Raw genomic sequence first — 22415 nt, forward strand, 5'->3', positions numbered from 1 at the left:
CTGTAGACTGGTGGCATGCCCCTCGACCATCCCTCGCTCCCCGACTCGGCCGCTCTCGGCGACCTCTTCCATGCGGCGTTCCGCGGGCTGCGACGGACTTGGGCTGCTCAGTTGGCGCCGTTCGAACTGACCCCGCACCAGTGGCGCGCCCTCCACGTCCTGGCCGGCGGCGGCCACGTCCACCCACATACGTATCCCGAAGCCCCGCACCGGCGGCGACCGGCTGCCGGGGACGATGTCGAGGCCGAGCCCCAGGCGCTGAGGTTGAACGAGCTCGCGGACCGGCTGCGCATCGCTCCGCGTTCGGCCACGGAGGTGGTCGACCAACTCGAGGCGAAGCAACTCGTGTCACGGCGGGCCGATCCGCGCGACCGCCGGGCGACGCAGGTGGTGTTGACCGCGCAGGGCACGGCGCTCCAGCAACGTGTCATGGCCGTTCGGCGTCGCGAGTCAGGCCGCTTCTTCGGGCGGCTGGAAACGGATGAGCAGGCGGAACTTGCCCGCTTGCTCACCGTCCTCGCCGAGGACACGGATCCGGTCGCCCCCCGGCGAATGCCCTAGCGGGCCGCCGGAGGTCCCGCCGGCTCCGTGTCGGGACCCGCCGGAGTGCCGGCGGGTTCCGCCGTGTGCCAGGTGTCCACGGCGATTGCCAGGCCGAGAATGGCCATCGCGATGCACATGGACCCGACAACATCGGTGAACCAATGGAACCCCGTGTAGAGGCGGCTCGAGGCCGACGACAGGATCCACAGCACCGCCGCCGCGAGGCCGCCCCAGAACATCCACGGCCTCGGGTTGGTGTGCCTGGAATAGAGCACGTAGAAGCCCAGCAGCGCGAAGTTGGTCGCGCCCAGCGTGTGCCCGGAAATGAAGGAAAACGTATGGTCGGCCTCGAACAGCACCATCAGGTCCGGCGGTGGGCGCGGCCTGTCCACGGTGTCGCGGATGACAATGGCGATTCCGACGCCCAGCAGCATCCCTCCGGCGAGCATCGTGGGACGCCAGGCGTGCTTGCCGAGCCAGATCCACCCCACGGTCAGCACCAACATCAGCACCGGCAGGAAGACGGGGCCGGTGACCATGGAGAGGAACCACATCACCCCGTCCCATCGCGGACCGCGCAGCTCCACGAACCAGTCGCGCAAAGGCTCGTCCAGGGCGGCCGCCCCGGCGTCGTTCAGGATGCTCCACAGGATGTAAGCAAAGCCGGAGAGGCCAACGACGGCCAAGGTGGCCGCCGTCCGCAGCAGACCCAGCCGCCCCTGCTCCGGCATGGGCCGTTGTTCGTCGAAGTAGCGCCGCACCACGGCGCGCGCATCTGCCATGCCCAAAAGCGTAGCCCTCCGGGGACGGCCGCGCAGGACATCGGCTCGGATCCCCGGACCGGGCGCGGCGCGGGGGCGGAACCCGGATTGTGCCGACCCGCCGCGGACAGGACAGGATGGGGCGGTGACCACTGCCCCGCGCCTCTGGCTTCCCGCCGGACTCTCCCTGATGATGGTCGGCTGGGGAGCCAACCAGTTCGCCTCGCTGCTCGCGTTCTATCGGCAGGAGCACGGGTTTTCCGAGCTGGCCGTGACCGCGATGCTCGGCATCTACGTGCTGGGGCTGATTCCCGCCCTGCTGGTCACCGGACCCGTCTCCGACTTCGCGGGGCGCCGCCGGCTGACGCTTGGCGCCATCCTGCTGTCCATCCTCGCCAGCGCCATCATGGCTTGTGGCGGCCTGGGCGCGGCACCGCTTTTCGTGGGAAGGTTCGTGGCCGGTGTGGCCACCGGGATCGCCATGGCTGCCGCGACCAGCTGGATCAAGGAACTCTCGCAACGTCCGTGGGCCGAGACTCCGGCAGCCGGCGCCGGAGCGCGACGGGCTTCCCTGCTGGCGACGGCCGGATTCTGGCTGGGCCCGGTGGTCAGCGGTCTGGTGGCGAACTGGGCGCCGCACCCGGGGATCCTTCCCTGTGTCCTGCACATGGTCCTGTGCGTACCGTTGCTGGCGTTCACAGCGCGGCTCCCGGAGACGCGCCCCCGCACCAACCGTCCGCCGGGGATCCTCCACCTTCTGACCACGACGCCGGTCCCGAGGTTCCGCCGCGTCGTCGCCCCGGCCGCGCCCTGGGTCTTCGGCTCCGGGACGATCGGTTTCGCCGTCGTCCCCGGCATGATCGACGACGTCGGGGGCTCGCGGGTGCTCTATGCGACGGCGGCCGTCGCCCTGACCCTGGGTTGCGGCGTGGCGGTCCAGCCGTTGGCCCGCCGTCTCGACTCGGACCGGTCCGCGCGTGCCCTGCTCGCGTCGCTGGGGACCGTCCTGGCGGGCCTTCTGGTGGCTGTCTCAGCCGTCGTGGTGCAGGATCCGTGGACGGGACTGGCGGCCTCCGCCGTGTTGGGCGCCGGGTACGGACTCCTGATGGTGTCCGGGCTCCTCGAGACCCACCGCGCGGCCGGGCCGCACCAGATGGGCGCGCTCACAGGCCGCTACTACACGCTGGCCTACCTGGGCTTCCTGACCCCCACCGTCCTGGCCTTCGCCGGTCGATGGGCGGACCCGGTCGCGATCCTGGCGTTCGTCGCCGTCCTCTGCGCGGCATCGATCGCAACGGTGGCCGCAAACGCGCGGTGACCCGTCCTATACAGCGCCGGTCGGGCGGCGCATGATGGGCATGTCAGCACAAGTTCCCGGCCACGGAACGCGGTCGGGTGGCCAACAGGAGGAAGCCGTGGAAGAGAGCAACAACGACCAGAGCACCCAGGCCGGCCGGATAGTCGTCGGTATCGACGGATCCGAGGGTTCGGTCGCCGCCCTGCGGACCGCACAGCGGATCGCGGGCTCGCTGGGCCAACGCATCGTGGCCCTCGCCTGTTGGGATATTCCGGCGATTCCCGACGGCTACTCGCAAATTGGCCGGAATGAATTCGAGGATCGCGCCAAGGAGGATCTGGAACGGACCCTGGGGAAGGCCTTCGGTGACGACCGGCCGAAGGACCTCGAGGCGGTGGTGCGGTACGGAAGCGCACGACCCCTCCTGATCGAGGCCAGCCAGGATGCCGACATGCTGGTTCTAGGCCGGCGAGGCCACGGGGGGTTCCACGGCCTCCATCTGGGATCCGTGAGTTCGGCCTGCGTGGCACGCGCCCACTGCCCCGTGCTGGTGGTCCACACGACGGACACCGCACTGGGCTGACGGGCGCGGCGCCGCCCCGCTAGGGCGCGAGGTAGGCCCGGACCGCGGTGATCGCCGCCGTCGTACCGGTGCTGAGGGTCGGTTCCATGACCGGCCCGAAGAACGGCGAGTGGTTCACCGGCATCTCCTCCGCCGGCCCCTCGAAGCCCCCGAACATCCAGTACACCTGCGGAACGCCGATCGAATCGGCCAGGTGCCCGACGTCCTCGCTGCCCATCAGCGCCGGCTGTTCGTGCACGTTGTCCTCGCCGATGACGCTCCGCAGCGCGGCGGCGACGCGGTCGGTGGCGTCCGGGTCGTTGTAGCAGCGGGGGAAGGAGTAGAGCTCCTCGACCTCCGGCTCGGGCGCCGCGCCGGCGGCGGCCTCGGCGCTGACGATGCGTTTCACGGCCGCGATGACCTGGGCGCGGACCGGTTCCTCGAACGTGCGGATGTTCAGCGTGAACTCCGCGCGGTCCGGGATGATGTTTTCCTTCAGCCCCGCGTGGAAGGTTCCCGCCGTGACGACCGCGGGCTTCATCGGTCCGAGTTCGCGGGAGACGATGGTCTGCAGCCGCGTGATCATGTGCGCCCCGATGACGATCGGATCGATGCCGCTCTGTGGCTGCGAGCCGTGCGATTGCTTGCCCCGGACGGTCACCCTGAGCGAGTCGGCCATGGCCATGGCCGTGCCGCGGCTGTAGTTGACGTGCCCCGCCCGCAGCGGCATGACGTGCTGGCCGAGGACCACTTCGGGCCGCGGCGCGCGGTCCCACAACCCGTCCTCGAGCATGGCGCGGGCGCCGGCCCCGGTCTCCTCGCCGGGCTGAAACACCAGCACCAGCGTGCCGGACCAGGTCCCGCGCTCGCGCAGGAGCACCTTCGCCATGGTGAGCGACGCCGTGACATGGGTGTCGTGGCCGCAGCCGTGCATCACGGGGACCTCGGTTCCGTCCTCGAGCGTCCCGCGGGCCGTGCTGGCGTAGTCGAGTCCCGTGTCCTCGGCGATCGGCAGCCCATCGGTGTCCGCCCTGAACGCGACCACGGGGCCGTCGCCGTTGCGGATGACGCCGACGACGCCGGTTCCGCCGCAGCGGAAGTTCTCGACGCCCAGCGCGTCCAGCGCGGATTCGATGTACGCGGCGGTCGCGGACTCCTGCATGGACAGTTCGGGGTTGGCGTGGAGGTGGCGGTAAAGGCCGTGCATCTCCTCGCGCTCTGCCGCGGTGAGTTCCAGTCCGTTGTGTGTCGTTGCCATGATTCGGGGGACTCCTAGGATTCGTGCGGTTCTTCGGCGACCGGCGCGTGGACCGTCTTGCGGTCCCGCAGGAACCACGCCAGGAAAATGGTGGACACCACGACGATGGCGGTTCCGTAGAAGGCCATCTGCGGCACGGACCGGATCACCACGAACAGCATGATCAGGGACAGGACGACGGCGATGATCGTGGCGCGCACCTGACGCATCGATACGATGCTCTGCACGAGAACCGCGCCGAGGACCGACGGCAGGATGTACAGCCGGGCCACGTCGATGACCTCCGTCGGAATGACGCTGATCAGCCACGTGCCGAGGATGCCGACGAAGATCAGCAGCGACGTCAGGTGGACGGCGGCGGCCCCGCAGATCGCCATGACGGCGGCGATGTCTCCGCGCCGCGTTCCGGGCTTGGCTCCGATGCTGGACTGGGCGACGAGCGCCGCGGGCAGGAGCTTGTTGGAGATGTTGCCGATCATGAACGCCTGGTACATCGCGGAGGAGCCGAGGATCGGGAAGTACGTCACGGGCTCTAGGATCCACAGCACGCCGAACACCGCGGCGACGGCGAGGAACGCGACCCAGATCTGGCCACCGGTGAGTTCCATGCCGGAGAAGAAGGCCAGGTAGACCGGACCGATGAGCGATAGCACCAGGCCCGCGGTCATCGTGATGCTGCCCCAGCGGGACGTGGTGTTTTCAAATTCCGTCATGCCCGCGGCGGCGCGGCTGTCGAGTTGCATGCTCATGGTGTTTCCCTTCGAAAAATGCGGGCTAGGCGGAGTGGGCGGAGTACGCGACGATGAGGGCGATGACGATGGAGATTCCCAGCGCCCATTCGCGCAGCCAGCGAACGCCGAAGTGCTTGGCGATGAACAGGCACACGCCCATGGCAGCCGCGGAGGCGACGACCGCCAGCACGTGGACACCGGACTTCGGAAGCTCGCTGAGCGTCAGCATGCTGAAGGCGCCCAGCAGGGCGGCGCTCGGAATGATGGCCATGGCGGCGGGGTTCAATTTGGCCAGGCTCTTGCTGCCGCGCTTGAGAACCGGGGTGAGGATCAGCGTGGAGAGCATCCACATGGCCCCGCTGAGGCTCATGGCAATGAACGCCAGCGCGAAGATCTGCTGCGTGTAGTCCGGACCGCCGAGGGTAACCCCCGCGGTGCCGGCCGCGATGCCGGCGGACGCGACCTCCGCCGCCGCCGAGCCGATGAGGCCGATACGTACGAGCACCGCGGGCGTCCCGAAGAGGGCCAACAATGCGACGGCCACCAGCACGACGGCGAGCGACGGGCCGATGGAGGCGACGGCGCCGGCGCGGAACGCGTCCTTGACGTCCGTGGCTTCCATGCCGATCTCCGGGGCGGCCTTGCGGGCGGCCTTCACGTAGAGGACCGACTGGAGAACGATGACGGCGAAGACGCCGAGCGCGCAGAACCAGACGATGGGCGAGTTGGCCGCGGCGAGAATATCCGTGGATCCGGGGTTGACCTGCAGCGGGATGTTCAGGGAACTCATGCCTGCGCGGCTCCTGTTCATGTGATCGGGGACACCCAAAGCTTCCTTGGGGTGAACACCACGATCCAGTGTGATCCGCGTCATGACAAGAGCTGCCGGAAATAGACAGATGTTTGGCCACATCCCCCACACTGGGCCTCCCACGTGTCTTTTTCGTCGGTAATCGTCACGCGCGGCGGCGCGGACGACTCAAAAGGCCAGGTGGTTCAACCGTCCCCCGCGCTTGCGCGCGTGCAACAGGATGGTGGACTCGATCGATTCCGCCTCCTGGGCCCAGTCCGACGTCGTAATGAAGTCGTAGAGCTCCGCGTTGGTCGCGAACGTGACGTTGGCAACGACGTGGCAGGCGCCCGCGACGGCCACCGCGTAGCGGACCTGCCGATGGGTCGCCAGTAGGCGGCCCAGGTGTTCGACCTTCTGCGGAGCCGCGCTGATCCAGAGCATCGCCTCCACGGGAAGCCCCAGGGTCCCCGGCTCCACGAGCGCCCGGATCTGCACGCGGCTGTTCGCCAGCATCCAGTCCAGCCTGCGGCCGGCCGTCGTTTCCGACGTCGAAGCCCGCCGGGCGATGGTTTCGAGGCTGGCCCTGCCGTCCTCCGCCAGGGCGTTGGCGATGCGCAGATCGACGCCGGACAGGGTGTCGTCGGGGATCATGCCGGCGGTCTCCGGCGTGAAATCGTTGGTCAGCGCCGCGATTTGTTCGGGCGTGATGGCCTCGGACGTCCACCGCCTGATGGTGCGGAAATAGCGGAGGATCGGATAGCTCAGCGCGCGCACCAACCCCACCGTCGCCGGGACCTCCGTGGTCAGCACATTACGCATTGCGCCGTGGTCGAACAGAAGCTCCGCGACGCAGTCGGCGCCCCCGGTCATGATGTAGGAGAACGTGGAGTCCTGCCGCTGCGCCACGGATTCGGCTGTTACCCGCGCGGTTCCGGGCGCGCACTGGAGCCGCAACAGCGCCGACTCCGCGCGCAGGCGAATGCCCACGATGTTGACGAGCTCCGCCTCGATCAGCTCGTTGCCACGCCGGCCGATCGTGCGTTCGGGCTCCTGCAGCACCGCGGCGATCTTCCGCCACGGCGCGCGGGGGTCCACCTGGAGCGCGGCCACGATGCGCATTTCCAAGTCGTCGAGAACCCGGTCCACGGGCGCCACCTTTCCTCCAGAGGGTCACCGAGAAGCCTAACGGCAGGCCGGCGACAGGAACGTCGTGCGACCCGTCCCGCTACGCCTCGGCCTTGCCGCGCCGCCAGTACCCCATGAAGGAGACCTGCTTGCGGTCCATTCCGGCGTCGCGCACGAGGTAGCGCCGCAGTTCCTTGATGGTCCCGGCCTCCCCCGCCAGCCACGCGTAGAACGGTTGCGTGGCTCCCTGGGTGGTTTCCCAGAGGATCGTGGCGTCGATGTCCACGTCCTCCGGGTCCACACCGGTGTCCACGGCCCCCGCCCCGGGGATCGCTACGGTCTGTCGCACTGCGGAAGCGAGCAGCTCCCCGTGCGGACGGGACCCCCGCGGGAGCCACTCCACGGTGACGCCGGACCGGGTGAACGAACCCTGGATGTCGTCGACGGCCGGCACCTCGATGAAGGCGTTTCCGGTGATGCCGGGCGGCAGCGACTCCAGGATGGAGCAGATGGCCGGCGCGGCGGTCTCGTCCCCGGCGAGCAGGATGCGGCGGGCGGGGCCGGGACGGAACTCGATCCCGCCGTAGTCCGGACCGCACACGTTCTTGTTGGGTCCCAGCAGGGTCACCTCGGCGCCGGCCTCCGCCTCGGCGGCCCAGACGGAGGCCGGTCCGCCCACGAGCCGCCCGTTCTCGCGGCGGATGTGCAGGACGAAGTCGATGTCCAGTTCCGGGGTCGGCCCGACGTTGCCCGGGTGGCCCGCCGGCCGGAAGGAACGGATCGAATAGGTGCGCATGCTTCCGCGCACCGAGGGTTCGTGCGCCAGCCATGCGCGGTACCAGCCGGAGGCCTCCTCCTCGGAAACCGAACCGCCGGGCCGCAGGTGGGCCAGCAGGTCGCCGTTCCCGCCGGCTCCGGGCCGCGGCGCGGACGGTTCCCCACCGGTTTCCCCCGCGGGCGGCACGATCACCTTGACGCGCAGGTCCAGCGGCGAACCCCCGGTGCCGAAGTGCGCCAGATCGGCGCCGGCAAAGGTGATGCGGCGGAAGCTCGGCCCGAGGGTCTGCACCTCCACGGCGGTCATCGCGAACGCCAGCGTGGAACACACCTCGAGGGACGGTCGGCGGTCGTCCACGACCAGCGCCGTGGGAACCGCCGCGCCCGGCGCCGCGGACCCGACAACGGCGTCGTCCTGCGCGGGCCGCGCCACGCCGCCCACCGCCGCGGGAGCTTCGGACTCCACGGCGGACCGTTCCGGGGTGCGGGCGCCGCCGGCCCCGGCGGCCGGTGCCGCCGCGCGCCGGACCACGCGGTTCCGGCCGATCGGCAGGACCAGCGGCGTTCCGGCCACGGGGTCCGGGATCACCCGGCACGGCATGCCGAAGACGCTCTGGACCATGGTTTCGGTGACGACGTCGGCGGGGCGGCCCTGCGCCACGATCCGCCCGTCCTTGAGCGCAACGAGGTGGTCCGCGTAGCGGGCCGCGAGGTTGAGGTCGTGCAGCACGATCGCCACGGTGGTCCCGCGGCGGCGGTTCAGGTCCGCCACCACGTCGAGGACCTCCAGCTGGTGCGCGACGTCCAGGAACGTCGTCGGTTCATCGAGCAGCAACAGGTCGGTCTCCTGCGCCAGCGCCATGGCGATCCATACGCGCTGGCGCTGCCCGCCGGACAGTTCGTCGACCGGGCGCTCGGCCAGCTCCGTGGTCCCCGTGGAGGACAGCGCGCGGTCTACCGCGGAATCGTCCTCGCCGGTCCAGCGGCGGAACCAGCCCTGGTGGGGGTAGCGGCCGCGGCCCACCAGTTCGCGCACGGAGATGCCGTCGGGCGCGATGGGAGACTGCGGCAGCAGGCCCAGGACCTTGGCGACCTCCCTCGCCGGACGCCCGTGGATGTCCGCGCCGTCGAGCAGCACGGATCCGTCGGCGGGCTTCAGCAGCCGGGACAGCCCGCGCAGCAGGGTTGACTTCCCGCAGCCGTTGGCGCCGACGATCATCGTGACCTCTCCGGCGGGGAGCAGCAGCGTCAGATCGTCCACGACGGTCGTGGCGTCGTAGGACAGGGTCAGGGAGCGCGCCTCGAGGGTCGCCATCTCAGCCTCCGGTTCCGGTTTTGTTGGAGCGCACCAGCAGCCACAGGAGGAACGGCGCGCCGAGGGCGCCCGTCACCACCCCCACGGGAAGGTTGGTGTCGCCGAATGCGTTGCCCGCCACGAAATCCGCCCCGAGCACCAAGACGGTGCCCGTGAGCGCGGAGCAGGCCAGGTTGTGCCGTCCGCCGGCCATCATGCGCGCCAGCGGTCCGGCGAGGAAGGCCACGAAGGCCAGCGGGCCGGTGACCGCCGTCGCGACGGCGGTGAAGGCGACGCCGAGCAGCACCAGGCCCAGCCGGGTGCCGGGCACGTTCAAGCCCAGTCCCGCGGCGGCGTCGTCGCCCAATTCCAGGATGCGCAGCCTGCCGCCGGCCAGTGCGGCGAATGGCAGCAGCAGCGCCATGGCCACGGCCAGCGTTCCTGCCCGTTCCCAGTTGCTGGAGGTCAGCGAGCCGACCAGCCAGTGCAGGGCGTCCCCGGCCGTGCGGATGTCGGTCCGCGTCAGCAGGTAGCTGATCACCGCCTGGAGCATGGCCGCGAACGCGATGCCCGTGAGCACCATCCGCGCCCCGGTGTGCCGCCCGGCGTCCGCGAGCCAGTACACGGCCAGCGCGACCACCAGCGCCCCCGCGAAGGCGACGAGCGCCAGCGCGGGGCCTTGCAGCCCGAAGACCAGCATGCCGACGACGGCGGCCGTGGCCGCACCGTAGCCGATGCCGATGACGTCCGGGCTGGCTAGCGGGTTGCGCAGGAGGGTCTGGAACACGGTGCCGGAGATCCCGTAGCAGGCGCCCGCGAGCGCGCCCACGACCGCGGCGGGGAGCCGGTCCTCCATCACGATGAAGGTTGCGCCGGGGATCGTCTCGCCGCCCAGGATCGCGAGGAAATCGGGGACGGAGACGGAATAGCCGCCCAGCAGGACGTTGGTCAGGAACAGCACGACGGCGGCGGCGCCCAATGCCGCGCAGACCACGAAGGCCCGGCCGCGCAGCCGGCGCCGCTGCGGCACGATCTCGGGGGCGATGGTCACAGGGCCACCCGCTTTCCGCGGCGGATGAGCCAGATGAAGACGGGGGCCCCGATGAGGGCGGTCATCACGCCGACCTGGACCTCCGAGGGCGGCAGGACCACGCGTCCCGCGACATCAGCGAGCAGGAGCAGAACCGGCCCCGCCAACGCCGCGAGCGGAAGGATCTTGCGGTAGTCGCCACCGACGAGAGTGCGCACGGCGTGCGGCACGACCAACCCGACAAACCCGATGGGCCCGGCCAGGGCCGTGGCGCCGCCGCACAGCAGCACCACGCCCACGGCTGCGGCGGCACGCGCCCAGCCGACGCGGATGCCGAGGCCCCGGGCGGCGTCGTCACCGAGCGCCAGCCCGTTCAGTAGCCGGGCGGAAAACAGCGTCACTGTCGCGCCCACCAGGAGGAACGGGAACACCTGGCCGGTTTCCGCGATGGTCCGCACGCCGAGGGTGCCGACCTGCCAGAAGCGGAAGCTGTCCAGGGCCTGGTCGCTCATCATCAGCACGGCGTTCATGACGCTTGCCAGGCCCGCCGCCAGCGCCGCGCCGGCCAGCGCCAGTTTGAGCGGGGTCGCACCCTCCCGGCCGAGGCTCGCCACGAGGTACACCAGCACGGAAGCGGCCGCCGCGCCGGCGAACGCGAACCAGATGTAGCCGGAAATGCTCGCGACACCGAGGAGGTAGATGCCCAGGACGACGGCCAGCGCGGCGCCGGCGTTCACCCCGAGGATGCCGGGATCCGCGAGCGGGTTGCGGGCAATACCCTGCATGGCGGCGCCAGCCAGACCCAGCGCCGCGCCGACCAGCAGCCCGGCGATCGTCCGCGGGATCCGGGAGCCGACGACTGCGTGGTCGCCGTTGCCGGCCTCGGGCGCGGCCAGCGCGTCCCAGACCGTGCCCAGCGAGGTGGCCCGCGCGCCGACCGTCAGGGACAGCACGGCCGCCGCGATCAGGAGCGCCAACAGGACGGCTCCGAGCAGCACGGTTCCGCGCAGGCGCAACGGCGCCCTACGCACGGATGCCGGCGCGGAAGCGCGTACGGCGCCGCTCGCGGTGGTGGTGGTCATCGATGGTTCCCTCATGGTTGGATGGCCCGCCCGGGGGCTGTCCCTAGACTGTGGGAATGGTACATACGCTCCCGCAGGGACCCTATTCCGGGCCGGCCCCGGAGCCCGTCTCGGCCTTCGGCTCGGTGCTGACCGCTCCGAATCCGGGCCCGATGACGCTGGACGGAACGAACTCCTACGTTTTCTCCTTCCCCGGTTCGGACTCGGTGGTGGTGGTAGACCCCGGGCCGGACGACGCCGGCCACCTGGCCGCGCTGGCGGGCCAGGGCCGCGTGGAACTCGTCCTGGTGACGCACCGGCACCCGGACCACACTGGCGGCATCGACACGTTGCATCGGCTGACCGGCGCCCCGGTCCGCGCGGCGCTCCCGGAGTTCTGCCGCGGGGCCGAACCCCTGCTGGCGGGAGGGACGGGCGGCCGGGAGGTCGTCCGGGCCGCGGGCCTCGAGTTCTGGGCGCTGGCGACGCCGGGCCACACCTCCGATTCGGTGTCCTTCTTCCTGCCCAACGACGGGCCCCACGGCGCGATGGCCACCGGGGATACGATCCTGGGCCGGGGCACCACGATCCTCGACTTCCCCGACGGAACGCTCGGGGATTACCTCGACTCGCTGGACACGCTCGCGGGGTTCGGGCCGGCGGCCCTGTTGCCCGCGCACGGGCCCGTCGGAGCAGCGCTGGACGACGTGGTCGCGCGGTACCGCGCCCATCGCCTGGAGCGTCTGGACCAGGTACGGGACGCCCTCGCGGCGCTGGGCCACACGGGCGAGGGCCCCGCCCCCAGCGTCGCCGAAGTGGCCGACGTCGTGTATTCGGACGTAGACCCTTCGGTGCGCGGCGCGGCCGAGCACTCCGTCGCCGCCCAGCTGCACTATCTGCTGGGCGGCACGGCCGGAGGCTAGTGCCACGGGGGCACCGATACGCGTCGGGGACGCTACTTCTTCGCGGCCTCGGCGGCCTCTGCGGCCTCGACGACCATCGGCGTGAACTCGTCGAGGGCCCACGGCAGGCTCAGCGGACTGGAGGCGGAGATCGCCAGCGTGAGCTGGTCGTCGCTGGTGGCCACGAGTCCGTCGTTCTTCACGGCCGGGATCTGGCCGAACAGGGCGTGCTTCTGGATCGACTCGTTCGTGGTTCCGGCCGGTAGCCAGGTGAAGAAGACGTCGGACTCGAGCTCGTTGGCGCGCTCTGCGGACCAGTTGTAGTAGAACTCGCCGTCCTTGGCATTCTCTGCCACGACGGGCGCCTCGGTCATGCCCAGCGCCGTCAGGAAGCGGGGGCGGTTGTCGCCGCCGGCGTAGATGTTGATGCCGCCGGCCTCGGGCTCGAGGTTGCCGGCGATGAAGGTGGTGTCCTTCAGGACCGGGTTGGCCTCGGTGACGGCTGCGACCTGCTCGTCGACGTCCTTGATGACGGCGTCGGCCTCCGCGGTCTTTCCGAGCGCCTTGCCGATCGTGGACGTGGCGTCCTGCCACGACGTCGTGTAGTTCGCCGAGACGGGACCGACGACGGGGGCGATCTTGGAGAGCTTGTCGTAGTCCTCCTGAGTCAGGCCCGAGTAGGCGGCCACGATGACGTCCGGGCTCAGCTTCGCGATCTCCTCGAAGTTCACGCCGTCGGTCTCGTCGTACTGCGCGGGCGCCTTGGCCGTACCAATGGCCGCGCCCATCTCCTCCAGCTTGGCGTCCTTCCAGTCGGTGGAGCCGTTGTCGTTGTTGCCCCAGGTGTCCAAGGCCATGCCGACGGGGACGACCCCGAGTGCCAGCGAGACGTCGGCGTTCACCCAGGAGAGGGTCGCGACGCGCTCCGGCTGGGACTCGATCGTGGTCTCGCCGTAGACGTGCTCCACCGTTACCGGGAAGGCCCCGGAGACGTCGGGCGAGGAGGCCGCGGCCTCCGAGGAGGCGGCACCCGCGCCGCAGGCGGAGGCTGAGAGGACGACGGCGGCGGCGGCGGCCAGCAGGCCGGCCCGGCGGGAGAATTCCATGGGATTCCTTTGAGGGAGTGAACGGCTCCGGGGACCCGGAGTGGATTGCTCAGTAAGGCTAGCCTTCGTGTTGCTAATTACGCAAAGAAATTCTGACGTAAAACGTCTCGGGCAATACCGCCGCGGTTTCGCTCCCCCGGGCGGGAACGGATCCGGGTCGCTCTTGGGCGGCACGCCTAGCTTCGCTACAGTCGGGGCATGTCCAGCGCCACACCCCAGTCCGAAGTCCGCTTCACGGCACACCCCCCATACACGGCGCTGATCACCGGCGCCTCGGCCGGCCTGGGGGCGGAATTCGCGCGCCAGCTCGCATCCCGCGGGTACGGCCTGTGCCTGGTGGCCCGCAACGCCGGGCGCCTGTCGGATCTGGCCGCGGACCTCACGGCGCGCTACGCCGTCCCGGTCGAGACGATCCCGGCCGACCTGGTGACGGACGAGGGAATCGCGGCCGTGTCCGAACGGCTCCTCGACGTCGACCGCCCGGTCACCATGCTCATCAACAACGCGGGCCACGGGCTGAAGGGCAATTTCGCGGACAACAGCCTCGAGGCGGAGCTAGAACAGCTCCGCATCCACACGGAAACCCCGTTGTCGCTGGCCCACGCCGCCCTGCGCGCGATGTCCGCCCAGGGCGGCGGCCGGATCATCAACGTCGCCTCCGTGGCCGCGTTCACGCCCCGCGGCACCTACTCGGCCTCCAAGGCCCTGCTGGTCAACTTCAGCCGGTGGGCCAACGTCTTCTACCGCGACCGCGGGATCAGTGTCACCGCCGTCTGCCCCGGCCTGGTGCATACCGAATTCCACGAGCGCATGGGCATGGACAAAAAGGGGATTCCACGCTGGGCCTGGCTGAACCCGGACCGCGTGGTGGAAGTGGCGCTGACGGATGCCAGCGCGGGCAAGTCGGTCTCCATCCCCTCGGCGCGCTACCGCGTCGCCGTGACCTTGGCGCGGTTCGCGCCCGACGCGCTGGTGGAGCGCATCGGCCGCGGGCGCGACTAGCGCGCAGGGTCGGCCACGCCGCCGGCGTCACATGACGGCCCTACGGCGAACCGCCCGCGCCGGGAGTTCTTAGGCATGCCTTATGTCGAATTCGGCTCATCCCTCCGACTTGGGCCAGGCGAGCGTGTGCTAATCAAGCCGATCGGCACCTGCCTCGCCGAGGGGCCATGGCGCCGCGGGCGCCTATCAGGCGAGCGGGCGCTGGCCCACGGGCGCGGGCAGCGCGTCCGGGTACTTCTCCTGGATCTCGTGGACCAGTCGTTCGCGGACGTGGTTCTTCAGCGACCAGAGGTCGCCGGGGTTCCGCGCGCTGACGAAGATGCTGACCTGGAGGATGCCGCCCACCGCGTTGACCACGTTCAGCACGCCGGAGCGGCCGTCCCAGAGGTCCGTGGCGTCCAGAACCTGCTGGAGCCGCGTGCGCAGCCGCTCCACCGGGGCGGTCCAATTGAGGTCCAGGACGACGGTCCCGCTGATGTCCGACGTCCCGCGCGACCAGTTTTCGAAGGGTTGGGTGGTGAAGTGCGTCGAGGGCAGGATCATGCGCCGTTCGTCCGGCATGGTGACCACGACGTAGGTCAGCGTGATCTCTTCGATATTTCCCTGTTGCCCTTCCACGAAGACCGTGTCGTCCACCCGGATCGCGTCCGTGAACGCGATCTGCAGTCCGGCGAAGACGTTGGAGAGCGTGCCCTGCACCGCGAGGCCTGCGACCACGGAGATCAGACCCGCGGACGCCAGGATACCGGCCCCGAGCGCCCGCACCTGGGGTATCAGCAACAGGATGCCCGCGACGGCGAGCGTGATGACCACGGCGATCGCCACGCGGCGCAGGAGCGTCACCTGGGTGCGCAGCTTGGCCATCCGGCGTTGGTTGGGCAGGTCCTTCCGGTACTTGGCCAGCAGCGCCGACTCCAGCAGGTGCAACAGGACCGTGATCAGCCACGCAAACGAGCCGATCAGCGCGCACAAGAGCAGGAAATTGACGACGTCGTGCCATCCGGTGTCCTGCGCGGTGGCCTGCAGGGCCGTGGTCGATCCGGCGAGCGCGAGCACCAACAGGAAGGGCAGCCGGGCCCGGTTGATGTCCGTCCGCAGGGCCGGGTGGTCGCGCAGGATGCGGCCGATCACGACGGCGAGCACCAGCGTGATGGCCGTGGCCGCCGCGACGGCGATCGCGACGGCCACGAGCGGCCGGGCGGCCTCGGGCAGGGCACCGGCGCCCGTGGCATCCGCGAGGCCGCCGATGGTGTCGGCCAGCTCGGGCGGGGATGAGGTCGGAAAGGCAAGCATTGCTCCAATGTTCCACAGGTGGCGGGGTTGGCGCGACGCGAACCTCCAGCCCCGGCGGGGCGGAATTGTGACCGGCCACGTCAGAACGTGACCGCGCGGCGCCGGGCGAGCGGGCACGGTGACGCAATAGACACCCACGGTGCCCCCCGGCGGTGATGTTCGCGGCCTCCCCCCGGCGCCGGGCCGCCGAATCGCCCGACCGCCTCCCGTTACCGGCCATAACGCTTGCGCCGCACTTGGGAAAACGACTATCCGCGGCGGTCGCCCCGGCGCATCATGAATCCGTCACAGCCACCCCCCGTCCTTGGGAGACGATCACCATGAAAGCACTCAAAGCCGGCATCGCCACGGCGCTGCTGGTCGCCGGCCTCGGTCTGGCCCCCGCCGGACCCGCCGCCGCCGCCCCCTATTGCGGAATCACATGGGGCTCCCTCGCGGAGCACCGCTCCGCAATGTCGACCGCCCAGGTCACCAATGTCCGTACCGGACGCCACACCTGCTTCGACCGCATGGTGGTGGACCTCCGCGGCGACGCCAAGGGCTACGATGTCCGCTACGTTGCCCACGTACACACCGAAGGCGAGGGTCGAGTGGTTCCGCTCGCCGGGGCCGCCGACCTCCAGGTAGTGGTCCGCGCGCCGGCCTACACGTCCACGGGCCGCGCCACGTACGCGCCGGCGAACCGCGCCAAGGTCGTCAACGTCGCCGGGTACCGCACATTCCGCCAGGTCGCCTTCCTGGGGAGTTTCGAGGGCCAGACCTCGTTCGGGCTCGGGGTCCGCGCGCGGCTCCCCTTCCGCACCTTCGTCCTCGACGGCCCGGGCAACAACTCCCGGCTGGTCATCGACGTCGCCCACCGCTGGTAAGGACGACAGGGCCGGGGCCGCCGCGACGCGGCGGCCCCTCCCGTGTGTTCCGGCGCAACAGTGGCGTCACGAACCGGGGCAGGCCGCCACCCGTCCGGGCGCCTGTGCCACGATGCTGAGATGGAACGTCCCTATAAACAGGTCGATGTCTTCACCTCCGTGCCGTACCGCGGCAACGCGCTGGCCGTGGTTCTGGATGGCGCGGGCCTCTCCGAGGCGGACATGCTGCGCTTCGCGAACTGGACCAACCTCGCCGAAACGACGTTCATCCTGCCGCCGACGCGGGCCGGCGCCGACTACCGGGTCCGGATCTTCACGACGACGACGGAGCTCCCCTTCGCCGGCCACCCCACCCTCGGGACGGCGCACGCGTGGCTGGAGGCCGGAGGCCGGAGTTCGCGCCCCGGCGTCGTGGTCCAGGAGTGCGCGGCGGGCCTGATCGAGATCCGCACCGAGGCGGACCCGGACGACGACGGACGCCGGCTGGCGCTGAAGGCGCCGCCACTGGTGCGCACGGGGCCGCTCGAGGACGACGTGCTCGAATGGGCGCTGTCCGGCCTGGGCCTGGTGGCCGGGGACGTCCTCGGCCACCAGTGGGTGGCCAACGGACCGCTGTGGGCCGGCCTGCTGCTGCGCGACGCCGACGCGGTGCTGGCGCTGGAACCCGACTTCGCCGCGCTGGAGGGCCTGGAGGTCGGGGTGATCGGCCCGCACACCTCCGCCGGGAGCTCCGCCGCGGGATACGGAGACGAGCGTGCTGAACGCCCCAAGGGCGCCCGCGCCGAACTGGAGCCGCTGCCGGGGCGCCCCGGTCGGGACGACGCCGGCGTCTTCCAGGCCGTCGTCGCCACGGCCCCCGCCGATTACGAGGTCCGCGCCTTCTGCCCCGGCGAGGGCCTCCCCGAGGATCCGGTGACCGGCAGCCTCAACGCGGGGCTGGCGCAGTGGCTGATCCCCGCCGGGCTGGTCCCGGAAAGCTACACCGTCCGCCAGGGCACGCGGCTGGGCCGCGATGGCCACGTCCAGGTCTTCACGGACGACGGCGGCGTCTGGATTGCAGGGCAGGCCGTCACCTGCATCGACGGGACCATGCGCACCCGCTAGCCGCCGTCCGTCCGGGTGCGCGGGCTCGCGGAGTAGGCTCGAGCGGTGAACACCGAACAGCCACCCGCCGACGACGTCCAGGACCGGGAATCCTGGGCGGCCCTCTGGGCGTTGGTGATCGGGTTCTTCATGATTCTGGTCGACTCGACCATCGTGTCCACGGCCATGCCCGCCATCATGCGCGGGCTGGGCACGGACATCAACGGCGTCGTCTGGGTCAACAGCTCCTATCTCCTCGCGTTCGCCGTCCCGCTGCTCATCACCGGTCGTCTCGGCGACCGCTTCGGGCCGAAGAACATGTACCTGGTGGGGCTGTCGGTCTTTACCCTCGCCTCGCTGTGGTGCGGACTGGCGCCGGACATCGGAACCCTGATCGCCGCCAGGGTGCTCCAGGGTCTGGGTGCCGCACTCATGAGCCCGCAGACGATGACGTTCATCACCCGCATGTTCCCTGCGAGCCGCCGCGGCGCCGCCATGGGCATCTGGGGCGCCGTGGCGGGGATCGCGACGCTCACCGGGCCGTTGCTCGGCGGAGTGCTGGTGGACACGCTCGGCTGGGAGTGGATCTTCTTCGTCAACGTCCCGGTCGGCGTCGTCGCCTTCTGGCGGGTGTGGACCCGGGTCCCGCAGCTCGAGGCACACAGCCAGCGCTTGGACCTGCCGGGAGTTGCGCTGTCTGCCGTCGCGATGTTCCTCATCGTGTTCGGCATCCAGGAGGGCAACACGTATGGCTGGGGCGAGGTCGCCGGGGGAATCGGTATCTGGCACGTGATCTGGGCCGGTATCGGCGTGCTGGCGCTGTTCCTGCTCTGGCAGCGGTTCAACCGGAACGATCCCCTGCTGCCGCTGGGGCTGTTCCGCAACGCCAACTTCTCGCTGGCCAACGTGGCCATCATGGCCATGGGCCTGGCGATCACGGCACAGAGCTTCCCGCTGATGCTCTACCTCCAGTCCGTCCGCGGGCTGTCCCCCACGCTCTCCGCCCTGATGATCGCTCCGATGGCCGTCTGCGCCGGCGTGCTGGCCCCGGTGGCGGGCCGCTTCGTCAACCGGATCGACCCCAAGCGGCTGGCCGTGCCGGGGTTCCTGATCTTCGGGTGTTCCATGGTGGCCTACGGGTTCGTCATGGGCCCTCAGACCCCCTATTGGCTGCTTCTGGTGCCGCCCATTTTCATGGGGCTGGGCAGCGCGCTCATCTGGCCTTCCGTGTCCCTGACCGCCACCCGCGACCTGGGGCAGGCGGAGGCCGGCGCCGGGTCCGGCGTCTACAACACCACCCGGCAGGTCGGCGCGGTCCTCGGGTCTGCGCTGATCGCGGCGTTGATGGAGGGGCGCATCGCCGCGGAAACCGCGGCAGCGGCCGCCGGGCGGGGATCCGCGGTTCCCGGTGGCGGCGAGGGCAGCATGGGCGAACCCGTCCCCGAGTTCCTCCACGCCGCGTTCAGCGCCGCCCTGGGGCAGTCGTTGCTGCTCCCCGGCCTGGTGGCGGTCGCGGGCGGCGTCGTGGCGCTGTTCTTCCGATCGCAGCGGACGGCCACGGATGCCGAGCGGCCGCGGACAGACGCGACCGACGCGACCGACGCGACCGACGATCTCACACGATAGTGACGCCGGCGCAACACCGCCGACACACCGGCGGGCCATGCTTGCCGCATGAAGAGGCTCACGGGGTCCGTCCGGACCCGTCGCGATAAACACGCCCCACCCGCCCATCCGCTGGCATGCCCGGACTGCGGGCAACCTCCGGAACCCGCCCACCTGCGGCGGACGCTTGGTTTGGTGCTCGCGATCCTGCCGGTGGAGCTCATCGTGCATGCGGCGGTGATCCAGTTGGAGCTCCCGTTGCTTCTCAAGGTCGTGCTGTTGACACTTGCCGCCACGGCGCTGGCGATTTGGGTCGCCGAGCCCTCGGCCGCCCGCCTCCTCCGGGGGTTCCTCCACGCGCCGCAACTGCGCCGGCACCGGGAGTTGAACGAGGCGCAGGCGCTGTGGCGGCTGCGGTTCTCGTTGTCGGACCGCGCCGGCGCGCTCGAGCGGGTCACCCACGAACTCGCCGTCGTGGACGCGAATATCCTCGCGATCCACGTGCACCCGCTCGGGGACGCCAGCGCCGCGGTGCTCGACGAACTCGTGGTCTCCGCGCCGGCGTCGCTCGGGGAAGCGCAACTGCTGGGGGCGTTGCGCACGGCCGGCGCGCGCAGCCGCGCGGTCTGGCCCACCACGCCGATGGCGTTGGCGGACGCCCAGACCCGTAGCCTGGGGCTGGCCGCGCGGGTGGCCGCCGAGCCCGAGTCCCTGGCGGAGGCGCTGTCCGAGCTGCTGGGCGCGACCATCCACTCCCCCGCCGGCGCCGTCAACGTCTCCCGCACCGGCGGACCCGGCGGCACCCGGGCCGCACCGCCGTCGGACGGCGACGGCGCCTCCGGTACCGTCCTGCGGCTGCCGACGCCGTCCGGGACACCACTTGTCGCCCACCGTCCCGGCGAACCGTTCACCCCGGCCGAGTCCGCCCGCGCGCACCGCCTCGCCGAACTGGCCGAGGCGGTGGAGGTCGACCGGGCGCGGCGAGGCCGACCCGCCGTGCTAGATTCACCGGCATGAGTCCCACGCCGCCGTCCGCGATCCCCGACGCCGCCCTGCGGCTCCTGCTGGAGCAGGGATTCGACGCCACCAGCGTGGACCAGTTGGCCGCCGCCGCCGGCATCAGCCGCAGCACGTTCTTCCGCCGCTTCGGCACCAAGGAGGACATGGTGTTCGCGGACATGGAGGCCGTGATCAACGTCGTCGAGACGGTCCTCGCGGCTGGGCGCGACCGGCCCGCGGCCGCCGTCGTCGACGCGGCCCTGGCGGTTTTCGACCATCACACCTCGCGCCCGGACGCGTCCCTCCTGCGGCATCGGTTGCTGCAGGAGGTCCCCGCGCTGCGCGACCGCGAACTGGTCAGCACCCACCGCTACGAACGGACGTTCCGCCGCGGCCTCGACGCCGCCTACTCCACGCACCGCGGCGACGTCGGCGACGCGAACGACGACGCCGGGCACGCCGGCCGCGAGGGCGCGGAGGGCGGCAGCGCATCCGTGGCCTTCGCCGCGGCCGTGGTGGCCGTCCACAACGCCTTCCTGCGGCGATGGTTGCGCGGACCGGGCGACGCAGTGCGCCGCGATCTGGCTCGGGAGCTCCGCGGCCTGGCCGACTTGTTCGAGCCGCGGCTCGCCGACCGCGGATCCAGCCTCGCAGCCTCCCGCCTCCCCGCCTTCGGGGCGGGTGCAAAGGCAGGCGGCGCAGATCAAGGTGGCACGGTCGGCGGGGTGCGGGGCGCCGTCGTCGTGACCGTATTGGACCCCGGCGCGGCCACGGAAGACATCATCGCCGCCGTGCGCGAGGCGCTGCCCCGCGACTGAACGAACCCGAGAATGGGACTTAGTTCCTTGACGTGAACCGGAGTTTCAAGGATGCTATGGGGAAACAGCCGCACGACAAAGGAATCCCCATGGCTCCGCTCAACCCCACCGCAACCGACCTCGACGACCTCGCGCGTGAGGCCGCGTCCGGCGTCCGACCCGGCGACACCTCCGCCGAATTCCCGGCGGGCGTCGTCGAGCCCGACTACGAACTGTGGGGCGAGGTCGACGCCGACCCCGCCGGCCTCTTCCGCGACATCCCCGACGCCGACCGGGCCTACTGGGACCGGGCCCGCCGGTTCTCGCTCGACGAGGTGCGCCCCGTCATCGACGCCTACTGGAACGCCGCCGACTATCCGTTCGAACTCGCCACGCGGCTCGGGGAGCTCGATCTGCTGCGCGACGGGATGGACGTCGACGGCTACCCCGCCATGAGTGCGCTGGCCTCCGGGCTGGTGAACATGGAACTCTCCCGCGGCGACGGATCCGTCTCCACGATCGGGGCCGTCCAGGCGGGGTTGGCGCTGCGCTCGGTGGCGATGCTCGGCTCCGCCGAACAGGTTGCCGAGTGGGTGCCGAAACTGGCCACCGCGGAGGTTCTCGGCGCGTTCGCGCTGACCGAACCGACGCACGGCTCGGACTCGGTTTCACTGGAAACGCGCGCCACCCGGGTCGACGGCGGCTACGTGATCAACGGCGAGAAGAAGTGGATCGGCAACGGCTCCACGGGCGGCGTCACGATCGTGTGGGCGCGCGACGACGCCGGCGCCGTGCGCGGATTCATCGTGCCGCAGGAGTCCGAGGGCTACACGGGCACCACCATCGAGGGGAAGCTGAGCCTGCGCGCGATTTGGCAGGCCCACATCCGGCTGGAGAACGTCTTCGTACCGGATTCCCGCGTCATGCCGGGCGCCAACTCGTTCAAGGACACCGCGAAGGTGCTTTTCGCGACCCGGCTGGGGGTCGCATGGTCCGCCGTCGGGCATGCCACCGCCTGCTACGAGACCGCCGTGCAGTACGCCGCCCAGCGCATCCAGTTCGGGCGCCCGCTGGCCGCATCGCAGATCGTGCAGGAACGGCTCGCCCGGATGCATTCGGAACTCGCCACCATGCAGCTGATGGTCATGCAGATGACCGCCCTCGAGGAGCGCGGCGAGCTCAGCCCGGTGCAGGCTTCCCTGGCGAAGTACACCTGCACGCGCACCGCCCGGCAGATCGCGTCCAACGCCCGAGACCTGCTGGGCGGGAACGGCATCCTGCTGCGGAACCGTGTCGCCCGGCACATCGCGGACATCGAGGCCGTCCACACGTACGAGGGAACCGAAACCGTCCAGGCGCTCATCATCGGCCGCTCGATCACGGGGTTGTCCGCCTTCGCCGGCTGACTCCCACCCGTCCGCCCGCAGCCGCCGTACCTTAGTGAGCGGTTTCGAACCTCCGTGAGCGGTTTTGGCGCGGTTCGCGGGCTCCCACTAGGGACTAGGCAGGCAGTTGAACCCAAAAGTGTTC

At 70.6% G+C, this 22415-nt stretch carries 21 protein-coding genes; 11 read left to right on the plus strand and 10 right to left on the minus strand.

Going from position 1 to position 22415, the window contains the following annotated elements; all coding sequences use genetic code 11:
• The first annotated feature begins 15 nt into the window (after positions 1-15).
• The gene (locus tag ACHAAJ_RS12430) at positions 16-561 is read left to right on the plus strand and encodes a MarR family winged helix-turn-helix transcriptional regulator (protein ID WP_435728511.1); all 546 of its coding nucleotides are present in this window, start codon (positions 16-18) and stop codon (positions 559-561) included.
• On the opposite strand, the gene ACHAAJ_RS12435 is transcribed toward ACHAAJ_RS12430, so the two are convergent.
• A complete protein-coding gene (locus ACHAAJ_RS12435) occupies positions 558-1325 on the minus strand; it encodes a phosphatase PAP2 family protein (RefSeq protein WP_435728512.1) in 768 nt (255 codons plus the stop codon). The genes ACHAAJ_RS12430 and ACHAAJ_RS12435 overlap by 4 nt on opposite strands.
• 124 nt (positions 1326-1449) lie before the next feature.
• Between ACHAAJ_RS12435 and ACHAAJ_RS12440 the strand changes: the two genes are divergently transcribed.
• Positions 1450-2622: an MFS transporter gene (locus tag ACHAAJ_RS12440; RefSeq protein WP_435728513.1), complete on the plus strand. Its 1173-nt coding sequence runs from the start codon at positions 1450-1452 to the stop codon at positions 2620-2622.
• Positions 2623-2719: 97 nt separating this feature from the next.
• Positions 2720-3184, plus strand: a complete 465-nt coding sequence (locus ACHAAJ_RS12445; RefSeq protein ID WP_435728514.1) for a universal stress protein — start codon at positions 2720-2722, stop codon at positions 3182-3184.
• Between the two features lie 19 nt (positions 3185-3203).
• On the opposite strand, the gene ACHAAJ_RS12450 is transcribed toward ACHAAJ_RS12445, so the two are convergent.
• The 7 genes from ACHAAJ_RS12450 to ACHAAJ_RS12480 all read right to left on the minus strand — a co-directional run bounded on the left by ACHAAJ_RS12450 (position 3204) and on the right by ACHAAJ_RS12480 (position 11253).
• Complete coding sequence (locus tag ACHAAJ_RS12450) at positions 3204-4421, minus strand: amidohydrolase (RefSeq protein WP_435728515.1); 1218 nt, start codon at positions 4419-4421, stop codon at positions 3204-3206.
• A gap of 14 nt (positions 4422-4435) precedes the next feature.
• Positions 4436-5170 carry a hypothetical protein gene (locus ACHAAJ_RS12455; protein WP_435728516.1) on the minus strand — a complete coding sequence of 245 codons (735 nt, stop codon included), beginning with the start codon at positions 5168-5170 and terminating at the stop codon, positions 4436-4438.
• Positions 5171-5195: 25 nt separating this feature from the next.
• Positions 5196-5942 carry a DUF5058 family protein gene (locus ACHAAJ_RS12460; protein ID WP_435728517.1) on the minus strand — a complete coding sequence of 249 codons (747 nt, stop codon included), beginning with the start codon at positions 5940-5942 and terminating at the stop codon, positions 5196-5198.
• Between the two features lie 189 nt (positions 5943-6131).
• Complete coding sequence (locus tag ACHAAJ_RS12465) at positions 6132-7091, minus strand: Lrp/AsnC family transcriptional regulator (protein WP_435728518.1); 960 nt, start codon at positions 7089-7091, stop codon at positions 6132-6134.
• 79 nt (positions 7092-7170) lie between these two features.
• Positions 7171-9162 carry an SIP domain-containing protein gene (locus ACHAAJ_RS12470; RefSeq protein ID WP_435728519.1) on the minus strand — a complete coding sequence of 664 codons (1992 nt, stop codon included), beginning with the start codon at positions 9160-9162 and terminating at the stop codon, positions 7171-7173.
• Between the two features lies 1 nt (position 9163).
• Positions 9164-10192: a FecCD family ABC transporter permease gene (locus ACHAAJ_RS12475; protein WP_435728520.1), complete on the minus strand. Its 1029-nt coding sequence runs from the start codon at positions 10190-10192 to the stop codon at positions 9164-9166.
• A complete protein-coding gene (locus tag ACHAAJ_RS12480) occupies positions 10189-11253 on the minus strand; it encodes a FecCD family ABC transporter permease (RefSeq protein WP_435728521.1) in 1065 nt (354 codons plus the stop codon). The genes ACHAAJ_RS12475 and ACHAAJ_RS12480 overlap by 4 nt, the downstream gene beginning before the upstream one ends.
• Before the next feature lie 56 nt (positions 11254-11309).
• Here ACHAAJ_RS12480 and ACHAAJ_RS12485 point away from each other — a divergent pair, with 56 nt between their 5' ends.
• Positions 11310-12155, plus strand: coding sequence for an MBL fold metallo-hydrolase (locus ACHAAJ_RS12485; protein ID WP_435728522.1), 846 nt, complete (start codon positions 11310-11312; stop codon positions 12153-12155).
• 32 nt (positions 12156-12187) lie between these two features.
• Here ACHAAJ_RS12485 and ACHAAJ_RS12490 read toward each other — a convergent pair whose 3' ends face one another.
• Positions 12188-13240 carry an iron-siderophore ABC transporter substrate-binding protein gene (locus tag ACHAAJ_RS12490; RefSeq protein WP_435728523.1) on the minus strand — a complete coding sequence of 351 codons (1053 nt, stop codon included), beginning with the start codon at positions 13238-13240 and terminating at the stop codon, positions 12188-12190.
• Positions 13241-13438: 198 nt separating this feature from the next.
• On the opposite strand from ACHAAJ_RS12490, the gene ACHAAJ_RS12495 reads away from it, so the two are divergent.
• On the plus strand, positions 13439-14242 hold the full coding sequence (locus ACHAAJ_RS12495) for an SDR family NAD(P)-dependent oxidoreductase (protein WP_435728524.1): 804 nt from the start codon (positions 13439-13441) through the stop codon (positions 14240-14242).
• Positions 14243-14428: 186 nt separating this feature from the next.
• Here ACHAAJ_RS12495 and ACHAAJ_RS12500 read toward each other — a convergent pair whose 3' ends face one another.
• Positions 14429-15535, minus strand: a complete 1107-nt coding sequence (locus tag ACHAAJ_RS12500; protein WP_435728525.1) for a mechanosensitive ion channel family protein — start codon at positions 15533-15535, stop codon at positions 14429-14431.
• Positions 15536-15855: 320 nt separating this feature from the next.
• Here ACHAAJ_RS12500 and ACHAAJ_RS12505 point away from each other — a divergent pair, with 320 nt between their 5' ends.
• The 6 genes from ACHAAJ_RS12505 (at position 15856) to ACHAAJ_RS12530 (ending at position 22291) form a co-directional block, all read left to right on the plus strand.
• Positions 15856-16401, plus strand: a complete 546-nt coding sequence (locus ACHAAJ_RS12505) for an AMIN-like domain-containing (lipo)protein (RefSeq protein WP_435728526.1) — start codon at positions 15856-15858, stop codon at positions 16399-16401.
• A 120-nt stretch (positions 16402-16521) separates the two neighbouring features.
• Entirely contained in the window at positions 16522-17505 is a 984-nt protein-coding gene (locus ACHAAJ_RS12510) for a PhzF family phenazine biosynthesis protein (protein WP_435728527.1), read from the plus strand.
• A gap of 45 nt (positions 17506-17550) precedes the next feature.
• The gene (locus tag ACHAAJ_RS12515; RefSeq protein ID WP_435728528.1) at positions 17551-19110 is read left to right on the plus strand and encodes a DHA2 family efflux MFS transporter permease subunit; all 1560 of its coding nucleotides are present in this window, start codon (positions 17551-17553) and stop codon (positions 19108-19110) included.
• A 174-nt stretch (positions 19111-19284) separates the two neighbouring features.
• Positions 19285-20106, plus strand: a complete 822-nt coding sequence (locus tag ACHAAJ_RS12520) for an ACT domain-containing protein (RefSeq protein WP_435728529.1) — start codon at positions 19285-19287, stop codon at positions 20104-20106.
• Positions 20103-20906 carry a TetR/AcrR family transcriptional regulator gene (locus ACHAAJ_RS12525; protein WP_435728530.1) on the plus strand — a complete coding sequence of 268 codons (804 nt, stop codon included), beginning with the start codon at positions 20103-20105 and terminating at the stop codon, positions 20904-20906. Before ACHAAJ_RS12520 ends, ACHAAJ_RS12525 begins: the two co-directional genes overlap by 4 nt.
• 89 nt (positions 20907-20995) lie before the next feature.
• Positions 20996-22291 (plus strand): acyl-CoA dehydrogenase family protein, encoded by a 1296-nt coding sequence (locus ACHAAJ_RS12530; RefSeq protein WP_435728531.1) that lies wholly within the window; start codon positions 20996-20998, stop codon positions 22289-22291.
• The last annotated feature ends 124 nt before the right edge of the window (positions 22292-22415 follow it).

The organism is Arthrobacter arnarulunnguaqae (assembly GCF_051262515.1).
GTDB lineage: Bacteria > Actinomycetota > Actinomycetes > Actinomycetales > Micrococcaceae > Arthrobacter_N.